21 protein-coding genes and 1 pseudogene are annotated in these 19,401 nt (G+C 42.5%); 3 read left to right on the top strand and 19 right to left on the bottom strand.

All coding sequences use genetic code 11. The annotated features are described in order from the left end of the window. The 7 genes and pseudogenes from FNW02_RS14290 to rplC all read right to left on the bottom strand — a co-directional run. A pseudogene (locus tag FNW02_RS14290) lies at positions 1 to 224 on the bottom strand (30S ribosomal protein S3); the annotation flags it as partial. A 52-nt stretch (positions 225 to 276) separates the two neighbouring features. Beyond that, the gene (gene rplV, locus FNW02_RS14285) at positions 277 to 636 is read right to left on the bottom strand and encodes a 50S ribosomal protein L22 (RefSeq protein ID WP_191758193.1); all 360 of its coding nucleotides are present in this window, start codon (positions 634 to 636) and stop codon (positions 277 to 279) included. A gap of 128 nt (positions 637 to 764) precedes the next feature. Continuing rightward, on the bottom strand, positions 765 to 1,043 hold the full coding sequence (gene rpsS / locus FNW02_RS14280; protein ID WP_191758192.1) for a 30S ribosomal protein S19: 279 nt from the start codon (positions 1,041 to 1,043) through the stop codon (positions 765 to 767). 117 nt (positions 1,044 to 1,160) lie between these two features. Then, the gene (gene rplB, locus FNW02_RS14275; protein WP_191758205.1) at positions 1,161 to 2,024 is read right to left on the bottom strand and encodes a 50S ribosomal protein L2; all 864 of its coding nucleotides are present in this window, start codon (positions 2,022 to 2,024) and stop codon (positions 1,161 to 1,163) included. A 247-nt stretch (positions 2,025 to 2,271) separates the two neighbouring features. After that, positions 2,272 to 2,586, bottom strand: coding sequence for a 50S ribosomal protein L23 (locus FNW02_RS14270; RefSeq protein ID WP_191758191.1), 315 nt, complete (start codon positions 2,584 to 2,586; stop codon positions 2,272 to 2,274). Beyond that, positions 2,579 to 3,211, bottom strand: a complete 633-nt coding sequence (gene rplD / locus FNW02_RS14265) for a 50S ribosomal protein L4 (RefSeq protein ID WP_191758204.1) — start codon at positions 3,209 to 3,211, stop codon at positions 2,579 to 2,581. The genes FNW02_RS14270 and rplD overlap by 8 nt, the downstream gene beginning before the upstream one ends. A 76-nt stretch (positions 3,212 to 3,287) precedes the next feature. After that, the gene (gene rplC / locus FNW02_RS14260) at positions 3,288 to 3,923 is read right to left on the bottom strand and encodes a 50S ribosomal protein L3 (RefSeq protein ID WP_191758190.1); all 636 of its coding nucleotides are present in this window, start codon (positions 3,921 to 3,923) and stop codon (positions 3,288 to 3,290) included. Between the two features lie 754 nt (positions 3,924 to 4,677). On the opposite strand from rplC, the gene FNW02_RS14250 reads away from it, so the two are divergent. Then, on the top strand, positions 4,678 to 4,833 hold the full coding sequence (locus FNW02_RS14250; protein ID WP_191758188.1) for a hypothetical protein: 156 nt from the start codon (positions 4,678 to 4,680) through the stop codon (positions 4,831 to 4,833). Between the two features lie 189 nt (positions 4,834 to 5,022). Beyond that, on the top strand, positions 5,023 to 5,499 hold the full coding sequence (ndhN, locus tag FNW02_RS14245) for an NAD(P)H-quinone oxidoreductase subunit N (RefSeq protein WP_191758187.1): 477 nt from the start codon (positions 5,023 to 5,025) through the stop codon (positions 5,497 to 5,499). A 35-nt stretch (positions 5,500 to 5,534) separates the two neighbouring features. Here the strand turns inward: ndhN and FNW02_RS14240 are convergent, their stop codons facing one another. After that, positions 5,535 to 6,011: a GNAT family N-acetyltransferase gene (locus FNW02_RS14240; RefSeq protein WP_191758186.1), complete on the bottom strand. Its 477-nt coding sequence runs from the start codon at positions 6,009 to 6,011 to the stop codon at positions 5,535 to 5,537. Between the two features lie 27 nt (positions 6,012 to 6,038). Further along, positions 6,039 to 6,866 (bottom strand): ABC transporter permease, encoded by an 828-nt coding sequence (locus FNW02_RS14235; protein ID WP_191758185.1) that lies wholly within the window; start codon positions 6,864 to 6,866, stop codon positions 6,039 to 6,041. A gap of 406 nt (positions 6,867 to 7,272) precedes the next feature. On the opposite strand from FNW02_RS14235, the gene FNW02_RS14230 reads away from it, so the two are divergent. Continuing rightward, entirely contained in the window at positions 7,273 to 7,812 is a 540-nt protein-coding gene (locus FNW02_RS14230; protein ID WP_191758184.1) for a DUF3172 domain-containing protein, read from the top strand. A 72-nt stretch (positions 7,813 to 7,884) separates the two neighbouring features. On the opposite strand, the gene FNW02_RS14225 is transcribed toward FNW02_RS14230, so the two are convergent. The 10 genes from FNW02_RS14225 to nfi form a co-directional block, all read right to left on the bottom strand. Next, positions 7,885 to 8,754, bottom strand: coding sequence for an AMIN domain-containing protein (locus FNW02_RS14225; protein ID WP_191758183.1), 870 nt, complete (start codon positions 8,752 to 8,754; stop codon positions 7,885 to 7,887). A 251-nt stretch (positions 8,755 to 9,005) separates the two neighbouring features. Then, complete coding sequence (locus FNW02_RS14220; RefSeq protein WP_191758182.1) at positions 9,006 to 9,515, bottom strand: hypothetical protein; 510 nt, start codon at positions 9,513 to 9,515, stop codon at positions 9,006 to 9,008. Positions 9,516 to 9,519: 4 nt separating this feature from the next. Next, positions 9,520 to 11,724 (bottom strand): cation:proton antiporter, encoded by a 2,205-nt coding sequence (locus FNW02_RS14215; protein ID WP_191758181.1) that lies wholly within the window; start codon positions 11,722 to 11,724, stop codon positions 9,520 to 9,522. Between the two features lie 235 nt (positions 11,725 to 11,959). After that, positions 11,960 to 13,249, bottom strand: coding sequence for a cation:proton antiporter (locus tag FNW02_RS14210; protein ID WP_191758180.1), 1,290 nt, complete (start codon positions 13,247 to 13,249; stop codon positions 11,960 to 11,962). A gap of 420 nt (positions 13,250 to 13,669) precedes the next feature. Continuing rightward, complete coding sequence (locus tag FNW02_RS14205; protein WP_191758179.1) at positions 13,670 to 14,104, bottom strand: hypothetical protein; 435 nt, start codon at positions 14,102 to 14,104, stop codon at positions 13,670 to 13,672. 145 nt (positions 14,105 to 14,249) lie between these two features. Continuing rightward, positions 14,250 to 14,975 (bottom strand): GDSL-type esterase/lipase family protein, encoded by a 726-nt coding sequence (locus FNW02_RS14200; RefSeq protein WP_191758178.1) that lies wholly within the window; start codon positions 14,973 to 14,975, stop codon positions 14,250 to 14,252. A 66-nt stretch (positions 14,976 to 15,041) separates the two neighbouring features. After that, positions 15,042 to 15,929 carry a CPBP family intramembrane glutamic endopeptidase gene (locus FNW02_RS14195; protein WP_191758177.1) on the bottom strand — a complete coding sequence of 296 codons (888 nt, stop codon included), beginning with the start codon at positions 15,927 to 15,929 and terminating at the stop codon, positions 15,042 to 15,044. Between the two features lie 46 nt (positions 15,930 to 15,975). After that, positions 15,976 to 17,931 carry an FHA domain-containing protein gene (locus FNW02_RS14190; RefSeq protein WP_191758176.1) on the bottom strand — a complete coding sequence of 652 codons (1,956 nt, stop codon included), beginning with the start codon at positions 17,929 to 17,931 and terminating at the stop codon, positions 15,976 to 15,978. A 34-nt stretch (positions 17,932 to 17,965) separates the two neighbouring features. Next, positions 17,966 to 18,565, bottom strand: a complete 600-nt coding sequence (locus FNW02_RS14185) for an FHA domain-containing protein (protein WP_191758175.1) — start codon at positions 18,563 to 18,565, stop codon at positions 17,966 to 17,968. Positions 18,566 to 18,692: 127 nt separating this feature from the next. Beyond that, positions 18,693 to 19,358 carry a deoxyribonuclease V gene (gene nfi / locus FNW02_RS14180; protein WP_191758174.1) on the bottom strand — a complete coding sequence of 222 codons (666 nt, stop codon included), beginning with the start codon at positions 19,356 to 19,358 and terminating at the stop codon, positions 18,693 to 18,695. Positions 19,359 to 19,401 lie beyond the last annotated feature (43 nt).

Here is a 19,401-nt window from a genome sequence, read left to right as displayed (position 1 = left end):
GTACGTACTTCTAAGTCAATTTGGTCAGCTTTGCGCTCAATCCGCACTTCGGAAATCCCGGCGTTGTTTTGAGCAAGTCTACCCAGCTTTTTTTCTATGTATTGACGGAGTTTGTGGTCTTCTTGTAAAAGTTCTGGATAGCGTTCAGGAACGGCAAACCAACGGGATTGATGCTCTTGTGTAATACCCAGGCGAAAACCAACTGGATGAATCTTCTGTCCCACAAATGCTTCCTCTAAAATTTCTTACTTTACGCAATTTTTGGTGTAAGCGTGCTTATTGGGCAGTGGTATTAGCAGCAACAGCTACAGTGATGTGACACGTCGGCTTGCGAATTTGGTAAGCTCGACCTTGCGCTCTAGGTTGGAAGCGTTTCAAAACTGGCCCTTGATCAGCGTATGCCTGAGTAATAATCAACTCAGTTCTATCTAGCCCAGCGTTGTGCTCAGCATTAGCGGCAGCGCTTCTAAGAACCTTCAATATAGGTTCAGTAGCTCGATAGGGCATAAATTCCAATATAATTAGCGCTTCACGGTATGAGCGCCCCCGAATTTGATCGAGTACACGACGCACTTTATAAGGAGAAATGCGTATAAAACGGGCGATCGCTTTTACTTCAGTAGTATCAGTAGCCATAATTTTCTCCATTTTTGTCATTTATCATTCGTCGTTTCTTACAAAGTTTTAATCGCCGGAAGCCGGCGCTCAGACTTTGCGCTTTGTCATTTGTCTTTAGCTAATGACCAATGACTAATGACTAATGACTACCTACCTGCTTTTTTGTCACTTTTACCATGACCCCTATAGGTGCGTGTTGGGGCAAATTCTCCCAACTTGTGTCCCACCATCTGCTCACTGACAAACACTGGAACGTGTTGGCGTCCGTTGTGAACAGCGATGGTATGACCCACCATTAGAGGCAAAATTGTCGAGGCTCTCGACCAAGTTTTAATAACCTGCTTTTCGTTTTTAGCATTCAGCTTTTCAATTTTGCTGAGCAGATGATCCGCCACAAAAGGCCCTTTTTTTAGAGAACGACCCATAATCTTAAGTGCTGAGTGATGAGTTCTGAGTTCTAAATTTTAAGTTTTGAGTCTGAAGTTTTGAGTATTAAGTTTTGAGTTGTTTAATTTCACTCAGCACTCGCTACTCATAACTTATTAAGACTCACGACCACCGCGACCGCGTTTAGAGGATTTACGGCGGCGACGCACAATCAATTTGCTGCTGGGTTTCTTAGGTTTGCGTGTCTTTGCACCCAACGTAGGTTTACCCCAAGGTGTTACAGGGCCAGGTCTACCAATGGGTGCTCTACCTTCACCACCGCCGTGAGGGTGGTCAACTGGGTTCATGACGCTACCTCTGACCTTGGGACGGCGACCTTTCCAGCGATTTCGCCCTGCTTTACCTGCACTCAGGTTTCTGGCATCAGTGTTGCCTACTTGTCCAATCGTGGCGTAGCACTCACGTCGAATCAAGCGGACTTCTCCCGACGGCAACTTAAGAGTTACATAGTTACCTTCTTTTGCGACTACTTGAGCGCTAGCGCCAGCAGAACGGACGATTTGACCACCTTTACCAGGAGTCAATTCCACGTTGTGAACACTTGTACCCAAGGGAATGTTTGAGAGAGGTAAGGCGTTACCATCTTCAAAGGGAGCTTCAGACCCAGCAATAACTGTTGTTCCGACTTTCAACCCATTGGGATGAAGAATGTAACGCTTCTCGCCATCTTGGTAATACAAAAGGGCAATGCGAGCATTACGATTGGGATCATATTCAATAGCTGCGACTTTGGCAGGAATATTACGTTTATCCCTTTTAAAGTCAATGATGCGGTAAAGCTGTTTGTGTCCGCCACCCCGGCGACGGCTAGTAATCCGTCCTTGATTATTCCGACCTTTGGCACGATGTACCGATGTCGTTAGCGATTTCTCAGGCTCGGTTTTGGTAATTTCCGCAAAGTCGGAGATAGTAACTTGGCGAGTGCTGGGGGTATAAGGGCGATAGGAACGAGTACCCATATCTTTAAAGTGCTGAGTGCTTAGTGCTTTTAGCGTAGCGGGGTCTAGCTCGTGCTGAGGAACCACCGCGTTGTAGAAAAAAGTCTGTAACAAGTCCCGCAGGGTGCGCCGATTCCCGGCATAGACGCTCGGTAAACGCAAAGCCGATTCTCAAAGAGCGGGCGGCTTGTCAAAGACATCCTGTTAACGCAAGTGGTTTTGAGTGCTGAGTTTTGAGTCTAGTAACTCATTGGTAACTCATCACTTTTTAAACATCTGGGAATAGAACTTGTCTAATCTTGTCTTCGTCCCCAGGAGCAATAGTAACTATGGCTCGCTTATATTGGGGCTTATAACCAATAAATCTGCCAACACGCCGTTTTTTGCGCGGTGGTAACGTAGTATTAACTTGTACAACCTTGACTTGAAACAAGTCTTCGATCGCAGCTTTGATTTCTGGCTTAGTTGCCTTTGGAATTACTTCAAAAGTGTATTTATTCTGCTCCATCAGCATGGTCGCCTTTTCTGTGACAATTGGGCGACGCACTAAGTCGGCAAGATCGCGGGGGTCAAAGCTAGGCACTGTAGACCTCCTGAATTTTTTCTATAGCTGATGCCGTTACTACAATCTTGTCAGCGTGCAGCAAATCGTAAACATTTAGCTGGTCAGCGGCAATTAGCTTTAAATTTTCTATATTGCGGGCTGACAAATATACGTTTTCAGGAAACTCGGACAAAATTAACAGTGTCTTAGTTTCTGGTGCTGCTCCCCAACGAGCAAGTGCTGCCACTAATTCTTTGGTTTTTGGACGAGATAGCTCGTTGCCAAATTCTTCTACTACAATCAAATCGTTAATACGACTGACCAGCGCTGTTCGCAGTGCCAAACGCCGTTCTTTGCGGTTTAACTTCAGATTGAAGTCTCTGGGCTTTGGCCCAAATATCACACCACCACCACGCCATAGTGGTGAACGAATAGAACCTGCACGAGCACGACCAGTACCTTTTTGCCGCCAAGGTTTGCGACCACCACCTCTAACTTCGGAACGAGTTTTTGTACTGGCAGTTCCTTGGCGAGAATTGGTCAATTGTCGTACCAAGGCTCTATGCACAATATGCGCTGCTGTTTCCTCTTTAGCAACTCGCAACTCGAAGGTCTTTTCTCCGACTTGTTCCCCTTGCCAATTTTTAACTACACTTTCAACCATTTTCCTTATTTGTCCTTTGTCATTTGTCATTAGTCCATAGTCCATAGTCCAATGACTACTGACTCTTGACTCTTGACTACTTACCAACTTTTTTTGCAGGTATAACGTTCACTAATGCCCCTGGTTTACCAGGAATAGCTCCTTTAATTAGTAATAAGTTGCGTTCCGCGTCTACTTTAACTACAGTCAGCTTGCGGATTGTGATACGTTTACCGCCTAAACGCCCTGCCATCCGCTTACCTGGATAGACACGACCTGGTGTTGTACCAGCACCAATAGAACCTGGCGCTCTATGGTTTTTGGAACCATGTGACATTGGCCCACGACCAAAGTTGTTGCGCTTCTGGTTCCCCGCAAAACCACGGCCGATACTTGTACCGATTACATCGACTATTTGACCTTCACTAAAAATATCTGCTTTAATCTGCTGACCTAAAGCATAATCACCAGAAGTATCGGTGTGATACTCATTTAAATGACGCAATGCTGGAGCAGATGATTTAGCCAAGTGACCCAACAGTGGTCTGTTTAGAGCTTTTGGTTTAACATCACCATAGCCGACTTGGATAGCAGCGTAACCGTCGGTTTGTTTAGTTTTAACTTGTGTAACTGTGCATGGCCCTGCTTGGATAACGGTGACGGGAATAGCTACTCCTGCCGCGTCAAATATTTGGGTCATACCCAGCTTGGTGCCGAGAATACCTACTGACACTGTGACTGGTTCTCCTTTCTACTTGCTGACTTTGGAATTGGACTTTAGAGGACACGTGATTGTCAACATTGGTCTTGGGTGGAGAGGCCTCCAAAATTTGGCGCAGCTGAGGCCGAACCAAATTTCTCAGGACGCACCAAACTGTGTCCATACTGTTTGGTGAATCGCTTACTTTCACTCACTGGCTCACTAGAACAGCCACAATCTTCTTCCCATTAGGAAGGAGTATCTTCTGGAATGATGCAAGGCGCTACAGCTTCAAGCTGTGTGCAGCAATGCTTTTGTCCAAGCAATTGCTCTGGCACTTCCTGGTTGTAGTTGGACTTAAGCGGTTATTTTCCGCTCAGTATCCGTTAACTGAGACTGATGCAAAGCGATGAAACCAACATTACTGCTCAGCTTCTACTTCACTACATACCTTAAACAATAGCTTAAGGTTTTGCCTAGTTTTTCAGGGGCTACAGGAGTGAATGTAGCTTTTACCTCATGGCTAGTTTCGATTCTAAGCCACGAGCTTATGATTGACTGTGCGGCATATCTAGCCTACCAGTGTTTTAACCAATTTGAGTCAGCTTATCCAATTTAGAATTGAGGCATTAATGTTTAATGCTTGAACTTACTCAAACAGTTGCGACAAAAGCAGCTTAATTTCCACGTTTGGTCACAATCTAATAATATATATTAATTATTTATTTTTGTCTAGGGATTCGACTAAATCCCTCTCTTTGCTGATATACCAAGGGTAAGAGGCGAAATGGTTAACCTAAAGGTTGAGGCGATCGCAGCAAATCAAGCAACAAAGTCTGCAATCATCACAGATGCTTCCGAAAGCGCCGATGATTTATCTAGCAACTCACGCAACATTGTAGGGCTGACGCGGGGAATTGTGAATCAAAAGACCGAGTACTGAATTTTGAGTAATATTTCTCTTTCCAGCTAAAAGTAGAAAGTGTGTTCAATACAGAACAGAGAATTCAAAACTTAAAATCCTATTAGCCTCATCAAGTGAACCAAATCTAGTTCATAAGTTATTGTTGAACTCAATCTCGCGGTTCACGGTAAATAATAGAGATATCTGAGTGGGATAAGACGAAAATCTATGGCATTGATTACCACTGGTAACGCTTTGATCCGCGACCTGGAAAAATTTGGCGCTCTTGGTGTGTACGTACCTCTAGAAGGAGGTTACGAGGGACGTTATCAACGCCGACTGCGTGCAGCCGGCTATAATACCCTCCACATTACTGCTAGGGGACTGGGGGATGTGGCTGCATATCTCACAAGAGTTCATGGAGTCAGACCTCCTCATCTTGGTAAAAAAAGCACTGGTAGTGGTGCAGCGGTGGGTGCTGTATATTATGCGCCACCAATTATCAATTCTCACTTAGAGCAGTTACCACCAAAATCAAAGGGGCTGGTTTTATGGATTATTGAAGGACATATTCTTTCCAATCAGGAACTTGAGTTTTTAGTAACTTTACCTAGTTTGGAACCACGAGTAAAAGTAGTCATTGAGAGGGGTGGCGATCGCTACTTCCGTTGGACGCCTTTAGAAAAAACGCTGTTGGCTAGTTAGTCCTTTGTCATTAGTCGTTAGTCATTTAGTGATCACTAATGACTAATGACTTCAATCAGCATTTCAATAGTGCTAGCGCGAAAACCACAGGATGCAAACAATCGGCGTGCAGCTTCATTGACTGCTGCTGTATCTAGCCGAATTTGGTTAACACCCATTTGATGAAAGCGTTCAACACTTAGTGTCACCATTTGTCTTGCAAGTCCGTTTTGGCGATATTCTGGCTCAACCCAGAGATCGTGAATAAAAGCAAATTCCTGTAAACGGTAAATTGGTATTTCTCGTTCTACTGTTGCTACTAGAAATGCTACCAGTTGGCTTTGATCCTCAGATACTAAAAATACGCTACGCTCGTTATTTGCCAACCGCCTTAACCATTGTTCATAATGCTGTTCTGGATGTGGTAAAAAACCATACTTGGCAGAATCCCAGGACTTATGCAAAGCACAAATCTTAGCAACCATTGGTAAAACTGCGGGGACATCAGCTGGTGTAGCAGGGCGGATCAGCATAAACTCTCGAACTATAAAGCGAAGATATTAATCTTGTTGATGAGCAAATTTATAACCACCCCACAGAGAAAGGGCGATCGCTATCACTAGCAAAATCGGCACGCTGTACCAAGGAAACTGAGATAATGGCAAATGAGCCGCTGCACGCAATCCGATGCTGGTATAAGTCAACGGTAACAGGTAAACAACGGCTTTCAGGGCAACTGGTAATGTTCCAGGATCAAAGAAAGTAGCCCCTAAAAAAGACATGGGGATGATCACAAAGTTGTTGTAGAGTCCTACTGATTCTAGCGATCGCACACTCAACCCGACAATCACCCCCAACCCTGCAAATACAGCACAATTCAGTACTACCAACAGTAGAAATAGTGGGTTGAGAAAATTCCAGTTTCCGGTTAACAGCACTGCTACTAAAATCACTGAACCAGAAGTCATCAACCCCCGCACTATCCCTGCTAGCATTTTACCGATGTGCAACGCTAACGGATGTATGGGGGCTAGTAACAACTCCTCAAAGGTTTTGGTAAAGATTCTGTCCCCGCAAATCGAAAATGTTGTCCCACCAAAGCTAATGGTCATCGACGACAGCGCTACCATCCCCGGTAATATGAATTCTAAATAGTTGTCATAGTTACCACTGATTCCTGAGTCTGGTTTGATTGAACTACCCAAACCCAATCCAAAAGCTAAAATGTATATAAGTGGAGATATTAAGCCTGATGCAGCAACTTGTACTATTCTTACACGTAAATCAAGCCAATCTCCCCAAAAAATAGTCAAACTATCTGCTATGAGGATTTGAAATTGAGAAGCTTTAAACCTCTTGCTTGAGAGTAATGCTTTGGGAAATGTCACTTTCTAGTTACTTATCAAAAATTTTATCAATTATTAATTTACATTTTTTGGTGTATTAATTACCAAAAGTAACTAAAATCTGTAAATCTGAAAAACTAAAATTTAAAAAAGCTAAAATTAGATAATCTATGCATTTTGATAGTATTATCTTGGCAAATACAATCCTAGTTATCTGAAACCGATAAAAAATATGATATAATTAAGAACTTATGAATCTTTTAATTAAAAAAAACCGTAAAGGTTGAAATTCTGCCCAGACATCTAAACTTATTTGCTATTTTTGTCATTTAATAAGAAAATTGCACGTAAAGTTGCAGGCAATTACAGTCAAGACTCGGCATACTGAAAGAGGGAGAGAAGTTTAGACCACTCCCAGCCCAATCGGCGTGAAGGTGATTAAGCAATAATGAGACGTAAATCTACTGGTAGACAGGCTACTACTTCTAAACCCTCTGCTTTCCAATCCCCTCTGTTCAACTTCACCACCATCGCAATTTTGGGAGGGGTGTTGATTTTGGGAATTGGAATTGGCATTGCTTTTAGTTCTACAACCACATTGGCTCCATCAAATGTGGCTTCCCGTGAATTCATTGATACCAAAGCACCTAACCCTGAAATTTGCGTACAGTATGGAGCCAGCGCTATGGTGATGGACGCTAGACTGTTTGTCACTCTCAACCCCTTCAATGTCTATGTTGCTCAGCCTAGTATGCGTCCTGGATGCGTCATTCGACAAAATAACTGGGCACTTTTAGAACAACGCAAGCTGGTTACATCTGAGCAGGTAAGAGATTGCAAAAATCGACTGAATACCTTTGGCTTTACAGGTAACTTAGACAGTGACAAACCTGATATTAGGTGTATATATCAGAATGAAGCTGCTCAAAACTTCTTTACGGCTCAACCAGGGGCAGTTGGCTCACCTCAAGAAACAGATAGATTCTAGATTTTGGCATGGGGCATAGGCAGAATTACTTTTGTTGATATTCTATGCCCAATTTCCAATCACTTTGAATTTTTAGTATCTAGTTTTGGGTAAAGGTTGACCAAATTCAATTACCTTGATATCGGGATCATTAGATTGATTATTCGGAGTTGTTGGTACTGGAAATTCAGACTGTTTGAAAGGAGGAATGCTATTTAAATTAACGGGTTGATTTGGGAAAGTAGCAGGCGGAAGAATAGAATTCGGTAGTTGAGAGGGTTGGTTAGGAGTCAGGGGAGGTACTGTTACAAAAGGCTGCTGTGGATTAGTTGTTTGCGGTAGGTCGCTCGATGGGGGCGGAAGCGTGAACAAGGGCGGTTGTGCGTTAGTAGTCGTTAGCGGTAGATTACTAGGCGGCCGTGAGTAGTTATGAGGTATTTGAGGGAGATTACTACTTTGGGGTAGGTTGTTAGGTGAAGGCGAGGAATATCCTGGTTGCACAGAAGTACTATAACCAGAAGTGACAGGACGTAAAACCCAGCGAGTGGGGTTATTTTGGGAAACAGGTTGCAGTTGCAGCTGCTTTAGATTTAAAGAAGTGCTTGGTGCTAAATCTAGGACGATGCGGGTGCTACTTGCGGTCAATTGAGAAACGCGAATTCTTTGGATTGCTCCAGAATAATTTTGTTGAGTAGTAACATAGCCCAACTGGGTATCCGGCAAATCTACAACAATACGAGGTGGTTGAGCAAGGTAGAAATAGCGGGGAGTGATACCTGCTGAGAGAGTAATTTCTAGTTGTACTTTCTCTGGATAAAAGCGCCAATCATCTAATTTTGCTACTGGTGTAGCAGCACTGCTAATAGTTTCAAGGGCAATTGCTACATACAAGCTAAACAAGCTCACGCCAAACAGCTGCTTGTACCATTGGAAAAATTCCCTAGTCTTTAGTCCCTTGTCCATTCTTTTGATCCCTTGTAGGTTGAGCGATAAAGTATGATTTATCGACTAGCAATATAGCAATTCTTAATTAGTAATTACGGGTTACTAATTTTTTAAGCTAATCGGCAAACAAGATTGCATGTTGAAATAGGAGTCAGAAGTCAGGGGACAGAAGACATTGATTATTTCTCCTCCACTTTCTTACTTTCTCTAGCTACGACAATACTGCAAACTAAATGCATATCAACTTATTCTTTATAGTTGCCCATGTTTTAATGGCTGTTTGACTTCTGGGATTTTTCCTGAGCTTTTTGTAGCGTGGCAGTAAACCCCAGATTTTGCGAGATCCCATTTATGGTTAGTTGACCTGTCATTTTGCCTTTATGCACCAGTTGCATTTGAATTGTGACTGAGTTAATCGGATTTTTTTGCAGCCGAGAGTTATTACAAAATATAGATATGTCAACTGTTCCAGATAAATTCAACTGCTGTCTCAGCATCATACCTGTAAGCGAGTGCTTAACGTCAATATCTGCGTTGGTGTTTGCTGCTAATAAAGAGGCATTCAAGTAGATACCTGATTGCTGAAGATTTAATATCAACGCATCCGATTTTTTACACAGCGGCAAATTTTCAGCTAGGGTCAGACTATAAAGACCATTAATTGCAGGAGGAGCCTGAAGATTGTTTTCCCCGTAGGCCGTTACGACTTTAAATAACAGGAGCACTGAACTTATTGCTACTCCATAAAATGCTAAAGATTTGAAGTTGAAATGATTCATAGTTTTACATCCCAACTTTTGATTCTTGACTACCAACATCAGGAAGTACGGAGGACAGGTGAGAGGTAAGTTGACTGTAGCGGCGGGTAATTAGTAGGGAGGAGCGGCATTGAATAGCTAGTTGATCTGTATATCGTCCCAAAGTTTGACGCTCAATCCCCCAAGTGCGGCTAGTGCCAGCAATTGTCAAATCGACACCTTCTGAGGCTGTAACTACAGCTTGGATTGGCTCTGGAGCTTCGATAATTTTGATGTCTATGCGATCGCGTACACTAGTTGGCAATTGCTCAATCATCGTATTCAGTTCGTAACTCAATTCTTCCTTGATATGATTCGCTACTACTTGTAAAATTTGCAACATGCAATTTTCGTGATTGATTAGCAGTCTCAACGCAAGTATCAATGCTAGGTCATCATGAATATTTGCCGAATAAGGCACTAACAAGCTTTCTAATTGCTCGCCTCCCTTGTCTACAAAAACTGCTACATCAACTGGCGCATTAGTCAGAATTTGTCCAACTCGTCCACCTAAGCGATTACTACTAAAAGCTGGACGATGCCATCCCACTAAAATTAAATCTGCTTGTTCTAGTGCGGCAATCTGTGCTGTTTCCCGCGCGACATTGCTAGATATGCGAACGATAGGATGTACATGAGATTGTGTTTCTGGTGGTTCGAGAGTATTAATCAATTCAGCTAGCTGCTGGCGGCGCTGTACGATTAATCGGTCTGCTTCAACTGGAGTACTTTCAAAGGCATAGTCTTCTTCAAATTCAATCAAGCTCAAGGGATTAACAATGGCGGGTTGTTGGTAGTTAAGAGCAATGCCTGCGGTGGGCAGCGCGATCGCCACAGCTAATTGCACCAAACCTTTTTGTGTACTAGGATTAGCAATCGGTACTAAAATCCGGTAGGGACGAGTGTAAGGTTCACTAGCTGCATCTATGTCTGCTTCTGTTTCTAATTCTGGTTCCACCACATCTAACATGATCAGCTTTTTTGGATACGTCCATTCCAGTAGTGGCGAGGTCATGAATGTGGTTACTAATGCCATTATGACCAACATGGTAAATACTAAAGGGGAAATTACTCCTAACTCCAAACCAATATTTAGCACTATCAGTTCGGTCAAACCACGAGTATTCATTAACCAACCGAGTGCCGATGCTTCCCGCTTATTAATACCACTGACACGAGCTGCGACATAAGTGCCTATATACTTACCTGCGATCGCCACTATTAAAACCAATGCACACAAAAGCCATAATTCGGGACGGTTGAGCAAACCAATTTGCGTCCGCAAACCACTATAGGCAAAAAATATTGGCAGTAAAAATATCAATACGAAATCTTCAGTTTTTATCGCCAATTCGCGCACTAAATCTGCATTCTTGGGCATTGCTGCGCCCAGTAAAAATGCTCCAAAAATCAAGTGAATGCCTATTAGTTCAGTGATTAGTGCAGACGCAACCACTGCCATATAAATTAGAGCTAGAACTAATTGGCTAAGGCGTCCAGTGCGGCGATAATGAGTAGCAAGACGTTGTAAAAACCAACGTCCCACCGTTAGCATAAAAGCAATGTAGACTAAGCTCTCAATAATTGTGGGGACTGCACCAGCGAAGTTACCTGTACGAGCTACAGCGATCGCTACTGCCAATAAGCACCAAGCTGTCGCATCATCGACTGCGGCACAAGTTAAAGCCAACGTTCCCAAGCGTGTCCCCTGCAAATTATTCTCAGTAATAATTCGTGCTAGCACAGGAAAGGCAGTAATTGACATTGCCGCCCCCAAGAACAGAGCAAAGGTAGTAAAGGACACACTAGCATTGGAAACTAGAGGATAAAGCACCACCGCTAGCAATGTTCCTAAAGAAAACGGAGCTAAAATACTTACGTGAGAAGTGAGAATGGCTACTTCTAATTGTCCACTCAAGTATTTTGGATTGAGCTCTAATCCAATTAGAAACATGAAAAATATTAGTCCCACCTGAGACAAAATATTTAGAAAAGGAATAGTTTCTGGTGGGAATAAGGTAACTGCTGCATAGGGAGCAATCCAACCAAATAAAGACGGGCCGAGCATAATCCCCGCAACAATTTCACCAATTACTAGCGGTTGATTAATTGACCGGAATGCCAGCCCTACTAGCCGTGACAGTCCAATAACAATCAGCACCTCAACCAGAACGAGAATAATTGTGTGCATGGTTTCCTCAACGACTATCCGGTTTCTTTTAGATGATTCTTTAAATTAATGGAAAATGTCAACCTTGTTGGACACACTTAAAGTTAATTTGCGCTTAGTTGTGATGTCAATTGTTGTTACAACACGCTTCTAGCAATGAAAGCAGTTATAACTAGAATTCAAAGATAGGTATTTAACCAATATTTACGTAATTAATATTAAGTGATTGATCCCTGAAATTGCTACTGTACTGTTTTTAAACTGAAGATTTTTCATAGTTTGTACCTTGTAACAAAAAAGCAATTAAAGGTGATGCCATGAGTGTTGTAATAATCGCCATAATAACCATAATAGTGAATAAAGTTGGAGTGATTATACCTTGCTCAAGACCAACATTGAGAATAATTAACTCCATCAAACCACGAGCGTTCATTAATGAGCCAATTATTGCCGAATTCCGCCAATTCTCGCCACCAAGCCTTGCTGCCAGTGTACAAGAAACACCTTTACCAAAAATGGCGATCGCAAGAATTAAGATTGTGATTCCCCACAAAGCAGGTGTGTTTACCAGTCCAATTTGAGTGTTGAGTCCAGAAAAAACAAAGAAAATCGGTAGTAAAAATGAAGTCGTAAAAAACTCAGTATGTTGGCGAATTTGTTGGGCGAATTCTCCACGCGGCATCACTGCACCAAGCACAAATGCACCGAATATTGCATATATACCTGTGGCATCAGTAAACCAAGCACAGAATGCCAAAACTATTAACAATAAAGTCAGGGTTTGCCTACTCACACCTGCATCGCGTTTTGTTATGCGTGTGAAGATGCTAAGTAGGGGTTGCCCTACAAAAATTGCAAACAATACATAAATAATGCCACCACCAATTGCTAAAACAGCAATACTCATAGAATTTTTCACACTAGCAAGTACAACCGCCAGCAAACACCAAGCAACTCCATCATCAACCGATGCTGCTCCTAAAGCTAAAGTACCAAAGCGGGTTTTTGCCAGACCGCGTTCGTAAATGATTCTAGCTAACATGGGAAACGCGGTAATTGTCATCGACGCACCAAGGTACAAAGCAGCCGCCCAAAGTGTTACATTTGGTTGGAGAAAACTGCCATTGTTGTACAAGAAAAAAGAGGCGATCGCTCCTAAAATAAATGGAGTAATAATTCCCGCAGCAGATAGCAATCCCGCACTTTTAATATGATGTTTTAAAAGTTTTGTATCGAACTCCAGCCCAATCAAAAACATATAAATTGCCAATCCAATTTGGCTAATTGCATATAAAATCGACATCGATGGGTTAGGAATTTTGTCTCCTAATGCAGTTAAGACAGGAAGCTTGGGAAACAGCCATTGCTGCAAATCTGGTGCTATCAAACCCAAAAGTGATGGGCCCAGCATCACACCTGCGATCATTTCACAAACAACATCGGTTTGACCAAGATAACGTCGTCCCAAAATTGTGACGATGCGACAAGTGATTAAAATTACGGTGAGTTGTAGAAAAAGCTTAGTAACTAGGTCAAAATTCGACATTTTACTTCCTTGATCACAAAGTAAGAAGATATTGAGGGAGTTAAATATAGCAATTTTAAGTCAACAGGACACAACGGTAGAAATACAGAGATACGAAAATTCACATCTTTGATTAGAGAATTTTTACCAAACTTCAAAGCTTATTTTGTGTTTTTCTTCTATATGACTGTTACATCAGCACAATTGTCTATTTCAGAAACAGAATCTCTATGAATAAATAAATTTATTTTAAATAATAAGTAAGTAGGTATAATTAAACAGTAAAATAAAATCCTATTTCGTAGTGAGCGATTCATTGCTCAAAATAAGGATTATCAGGACTAAAGTCCTTACTACAAACTTTAATTTATTTACGCCTAGCTACTTATATAATTACTTTCATGCTTTACAGACAACAAAAAGCTAAAAAAGCTTGAGCATTTACAACCACTCGCCACCTCGGAAACGCCAACGGGGAAATATAATTCGCATCAGGCTTTGCGAGACAATAAAAACTGCTAGCCAAACGACGCTGTAGTGGAATAGAAAAGCTCCTGGCGATAGTTCCTCTTTAGGCAGAGGTGTGGGTAAGAAGCCAAAAAGTTTTATCCCGCAGAAGACAAAAACTAATTCCCATATACCAGCTAAAAGTTGATAAGCTGCGGGCCAGTCTCTATCCCAACGAGATTTTTGAAGATAGTTATAAAGTACATCCCAACCTAAGCCAAAAATAGCAACATAACTAAGTATCCAAAAATAAACTGAGTTAGCACCAGGCCCAACTAAGCCTATTGCGAAAGGCAAGGATACTAACACACCAACAGTAGCAAGTAGTAATAATCGAGTTTGCCAACGACCTAATAAAGTTGGAGTCATAAGATTACTGAGTAAAAAATAATAGGAGATATGGGAGTTTTTTTAGATTAGTTGTGAAATGCACTTTACTCCCATTTATATTCAAAAAACTAGTAAAAATTTAGTGTTTTATGCAAGGAAGGAAAATACAAAAGTAATTATATTTTTAGGGCGATCGCAAGCAAGAATCGTATTTAGAATGATAGGCTGCTAATGGTTTCCAATTCAGCACATCCTCCAATAAAGCTTGATATCCTAGTGTATTAGGGTGAAGACCATCTTCGCTCAAGCGTTTGAGTCGCCAAGCTTCACCGCGTTCCATCCATTGCTGGAAAATATCCAGATAGGGAATTTGCCGTTTAGAGCAAGCAATTTGAGTAGCTGTTTTATAGCGGTATTGTTCGGCATGATTGTAGTAAAAGCAATCTAGAAATGGCATCTTAGCTTCATTCACTGGAACCATACCTACAAATAATACGGGACAGAGTTGCTGTGCCAAATCTAGTAAAGAAGCGATTTCCGATTCAAATACGGCAAAATCTGTATAATTGCGTCCATCAGGACGAGCTAACCGCGCTGAGTCATTCACGCCTACTGATAAGATAATTAAGTCGGGAACACGATTTCGCAGTTCACCTCGATGGCGAAATTCAACTTCTAGCCTTTGTGCTACTTGCTGTGTGCGATCGCCTCGTACTCCTAAGTTATATAAAACATGACCCGCACTATCCGGCAACATCCACCAGCGTCGCAGTTGCTCAACCCAACCTCCTCTTTCTGGGTCGCCGAATCCATAGACTAAGCTATCTCCCAGTGCGATAATCTTCAAAGGCTGGCATTGATTTGGTGGTATGGACAGCTGCATTGAGGAAGTAGCTTGAAATGTTTGCATCTTAAAAAGAATATATTTTACATCTTTACAAGATTCTATACATTTCTACACCATTAATGAGTATTTTTACGCTTCATCTTGGTAAGCGTTGATTAAATAGGGGACTGCAGCATCTCGGCGCGGCCAATTTTGGGAAAGGAAGCGAACTAGCAAAGGCAATGTTACTAGCATTAGTAGGACACCTAGCCACCAGCTAGAACGTAATTGTTCTATGGTGTTCACAGCTGAGGTCGGATTCGAGCCACTAGAAAACAGTCCCATTGTCACCGCCAGAAAATTATTCAATGCATGGCAAGCGATCGGTACAATCAGCGTGCGGGTTTTGATGTATAACACCCCCATGATTATCCCAAATATGGACAATCCCAAAACATTGGCGTGTAAAATTCCAAATAAAAGCGATGAAATAACTAAAGCAGCTCGAATGCCCCACTTAGCCGCCCAACGCTGTAAAATAATACCTCGAAAAAGAAATTCTTCTGCGATCGGGCCAATCACTACATAAACGATCACTGCTAGCAAATTATCAAACAAAGGTGCAGAACTTTGAGGAGATGGATTGGCAGCAACCTGGCGGATGACTCCCTCCACAAAGGAAGGCGCAACTAATAATAGTATGTAAAATGACACAAGGAAGGCACTGAGTGAAAACAGAATCGTGAGAATCACTAAGCCTACTGTCTTTAGCCACTTATGATTTTTTGGTACTCTACCTACTACGTACTTGAGATTAATTCCAAAGCGTTTGAAATCTGCCAGTTCCCAGAGGCAAAGTAATCCAAATATTAAGATGTATAGGATCAACGGCACAACTTGATTGTTAAATTTCAGACCACTGATTCCTTGTATAAAGCCTAGTGCAAAGCCAAGACTCAAGGATATCAACAAACCCCGCAACAGCAAATTGCGAACCTTGAGCCTACGGAATGGATTATCGAGATTTTGATCTGTCATAAATGGATGATAGGCGATCGCCTATAATTTCTTTACTTTCACTTAACTAAGGCGATTGATTTAACACCCACTTCAACCATTGCCCATAGGAACTTACGGTATTCAAGTATTGGACTCCAGGCGCACGGGCGGCAACGAGTCCATCAACGGCAACTAACGCGGCGTACTGCAAGCCGAGAAAACTATCAACTGCTGCATAGGGGCCACCCAGGGTAATGGCTCCAGCTGCATACATCTGACCTCTGCCACTACGCATTTCTGTCAACTCGAAATTGTTTGCTACAACCAATCGCCCCAAGTGATTTAGCGGCAGATTGTAATGTTTTACCAAGTCGTCTAATAAAGGATTTGTTTCCACCTTGGCATCGAGTCCAGTAGCATCAACAATAAAGTCAGCTGCCAGATTCATTTCCCCAAAACCTTTTTCCCGGATATGGGTAATAGTACGGTTTTGGGCATCCCGTTCTACACCTAGAACTTCACCAAAGGTAATTTGATACCAGCCTTCGCTCAGCCCTTGTTCGGTAATGCGTTGCCAATCGTGGCGGTCGGCGGTGGTTGTACCGCCCCAGTCTGCTAATAGGCGTTTGCGCTCATCAGGACTAGCTTTTTCTAACATGACGCGGAGTTCACCGCCCCAACAGGCTTTAGGCCAGTTAAATGGTTGAAATTCGTAATGATTTTTGACTAGACGCTGGGCAGTTTGAAATTTGTTACCTTGGGGTTTAGGCGATCGCATCAAATGCAAAACTGTAATATTCTGATTTTGCTTTCTTGCCTCATAAATGCGCTGGACAACGCGCGAAGCGACAATCCCCCGCCCCCGAATCAACACCGTACCACCCTGTTGCTCTAGTTGTTGATAAACATGATCGTGTGCTTCATAAGCATTCACGACCGACTTAAAATCTTGATATTTTTCCCTATAAGCTTGTAAATCTGGAAGAAACTGAATGGCTGGGTAGCCAGTAGCCAAATGTAAATAACGACTAACTATAAAAGCATAATTTCCTGGGCCACGAGAGTAAGCTACGCAATATCTACCATCATCAGTTTTGCGAATTGCCCTAACTCTTCCATAGCGATAAATTTGATTCCAGCCTATGCGCTTGGCCTCTCGGTCGATGGAATCAAAGACATTCCCTGCACGGGGTGTATAAGTTTCTGCAAATGTTGGCTCAGCAAACACCTGCCATAAATACCTAAATGCTGAGTTTAGCTTGCCTTGGGTGAAATCGTACCAAGATTCCCGCAGAGCATAGCTAGGCCAACCCCAAATATTATCAGGACAAGAGTCAGAATTAGATCGCAACCTTTCGTGTAGAGGAATTTGTGAATTCATACAGAGGCGCTTGTAACGAGCATACGGCTCTCCCTCTAATCCCAAAGCCACAATTTTGTCGGCATGAACACCACTAATTCGCAGCAAATCAACCCAGACAAAGCTACCCAATCCTGCCCCAATCGCCAGATAGTCAGATTCATCGACTGGCAAGCCTGTAGCATGAAGTGCTTGCACAACGACATTTTCTGCCTGAAAGGCTGATGGCGGGAAATTGCTTCTTGAGGGTGTAGACTGCGCTGGGGATAAGCTGGGGTCGGGAAGATTGGTATTGGGGTTAAACTGAATTGTTGAAGGAGGACTGGTGATTTGTGCAGATACGTTAGTGGCAAACGTCACCGTCATCATGTAAGGGCCAATTTGCAGCACATCCCCATTAGTCAAAACACTGCGCGTTTGTTGTTGACTATTGACAAATATACCGTTAACACTACCTTGGTCAATTACCACCAGTTGGTTTTGTTCCCAATCGATTAGGGCATGGTAGCGAGAAACTTCATTACTGTTAAGCAGCATTCTAGAGACGCGTTTTCCTGCAATTTCGGCAGGTAAACGGGCGAATTCTCGACCAAAAGCGATGGGTACATTTAACTTTGGTTCTCGCCGTTCTCCTGTTGCTGGATCTTCCCAACTTAATTGAATTTGTAAGTCATTTGTCATTTGTCATTTGTCATTGATATTTGTCCCATCTATCCTAATTACTGGGTGCTACTAGCACACTTACTGCCGCAGCTAAAGATGTGCCGCACCAGCGACAGCCAATTTGCAAATTCTCAGCAGGGGAAACTTTATGACATTTGGGACACTCCAAGCCATAAACCCCTTGGGGTGGTGCTGAAGCTTTGGGTTGATGATGGTGATGTCCTAGTTGCACTTGTGGCTGCTGATATGCCAGAGGTGTGGGTGAATGGAAGTTTGCCGCTTGTGCTTGCGGTGGCGTCAAAATTGTTGCTGGGATACTGTTGATTGAAACGCTGGTGACTTGAAGTTTCGTTTGCCCTAAAAAGATAACTGTGCCTTGAGTTAAAGGTCTTTCACCCTGGACTAGTTGCTGTCCATCTATGAGGGGGGGATTTTGCGATCGCAAATTTCTGATATAAAAGCGTTGTTGCTGGTTATGAAAAAAGATTTCAACGTGCAGACCAGATACGGTAGGGTGACTCAGAACAATGTCGCACCGGAGTGGATCGCGGCCTATGCGGATAGTGCCAGGATTTTTGCTTGGCTGTTGTTCGTAAATATTCTGAGTTTTATCTTGACCTGCATCATGCCACTGTAAAGTTAGTGCGTTCATTGTTCTAACTTGGGTAACTCGTATTTAGCTACTTCAACTCTTTCCTGTGCGATTCCTAACACGATTGAGCAGAAGCAAGCAAGTATTTAGAACAAACTTCAACAAAATGATCTTGAGAATCTACGCTTTATCTCGCAGATGCTAATTTATCTGCAACGCGTGTGGTTTCTGGCAAGCGATACTTTGGTGTGCAGCGTAATACATAGTCAATTGCTGTTGATAAGCTGACTCTATGACCACTGGAGATATACAGAGGTTTTACTCCTGTACGTGTTCGTAAAACTGCCCCAATTGTTTCACCCCGATGTATTAGTGGTTGCAAACTTCCTTTAGTTTCTGGCAGATCTTCATGTTTACCAATCAACAACGATTTTGCTACACCAATTGTCGGCATATCTATAATTACCCCTAAATGGCTAGCTATACCTAATCTGCGGGGATGAGCAATTCCCTGACCATCACACAGGATGATATCTGGTATTATCTGAATCTTTTCTAGGGCATCAAGTACAGCGGGAATTTCTCGAAATGAGAGGAAACCAGGAATGTAAGGAAACGTAGTAGGACGACGTGCCAAGCTAGTTTCGACTACTTGTAAATCGGGAAAACTCAGCACCGCCACCGCTGCACGGCTAATCGTTCCATCGGCTTCAAAACCCATATCCACGCCCGCAACGTATTGGATAGGTTCTTTGAATTTATCCTCAGTAATTACCTGACTTCGTAACTGTTCTTGAATAGCGATCGCTTCTTCTACCGTTAGGGGCCAAGCATGAGGTTGATCAATCTTCATATTTAAAGTTGGAATTATAAAATGTTGCTTGTACCTGTAAACC

This window comes from Komarekiella delphini-convector SJRDD-AB1 (genome assembly GCF_014831675.1).
Classification (GTDB): Bacteria; Cyanobacteriota; Cyanobacteriia; order Cyanobacteriales; family Nostocaceae; genus Komarekiella.
This window is presented reverse-complemented; position numbering and strand designations above follow the sequence as displayed.